The organism is Vibrio sp. Y176 (genome assembly GCF_033438945.1).
Genome location: NZ_JAWOQS010000232.1, coordinates 1 through 878, shown reverse-complemented (window position 1 = coordinate 878; position 878 = coordinate 1). Strand labels below are relative to the sequence as shown.

The following is an 878-nucleotide window of genomic DNA, read 5'->3' as shown; positions in this document are numbered from 1 at the left end:
TTTATTGCTTGTTGGATTGATCGCACTAAACGGCATTTTCGCTATGTCTGAGATCGCGTTAGTCGCGGCGAAAAGCGGCCGATTAAAAATGATGGCCGAAGACAACGCACCTGCTGCGCTCGCTTTAGAACTAAAAAACAACCCTACCCAGTTTCTTTCGACTATCCAAATCGGCATTACTGCCATCGGTCTACTCAGTGGCATTTTTGGTGAAGCGACGCTGTCCATTCCTTTTGAACACTGGCTCGTTGCCCAAGGGCTAGAGCGCGAAGTCGCCACCATTCTTGCGACCACCAGCGTTGTTATTTTGATCACTTACTTCGCGATCATCATCGGCGAGCTCGTGCCAAAACGTTTTGCACAAAACAACGCAGAAAGCATCGCAATTGTTGTCGCCTATCCGATTCATTGGTTAGCCAAACTTGCCAGACCTTTTGTGTTCTTACTTACTGTGTCGACAGACGCATTACTTAAACTTCTGCGCCAAAACGAAAACCAAGGCGAAATCGTCACAGAAGAAGACATCTTTGCCGTCGTCAATGAAGGTTCGGAATCAGGAGCCATCGAACCGCAAGAACAACTGATGATCCGCAAGCTACTGCACCTCAATGATCGTTTAGCCCTGTCTTTAATGACGCCGCGCTGCGACATCCATTTTTTGGACACCAACTTGCCGCTGGATGCGATTCTCAAACACCTACGTCAAACTCAACACTCAGTTTGGCCAGTGTGCAAAGGTGGTTTAGATAACATCATCGGTACCATCTCCTCAAAAGTATTGCTTGATGAGTACGACCACCTGTCTGTTTCGAGACTCGGTAAATTGCTCAAACATCCGCGCTTTGTACCGGAATCGAGGAAAGGCTTGCCTCTGCTGA

Annotated in this window: 1 protein-coding gene; it reads left to right on the top strand. The window is 47.8% G+C overall.

Going from position 1 to position 878, the window contains the following annotated elements:
• The coding region (locus tag R7O13_RS25265; protein WP_318304995.1) for a hemolysin family protein at positions 1-878 on the top strand (878 nt) is incomplete at both ends.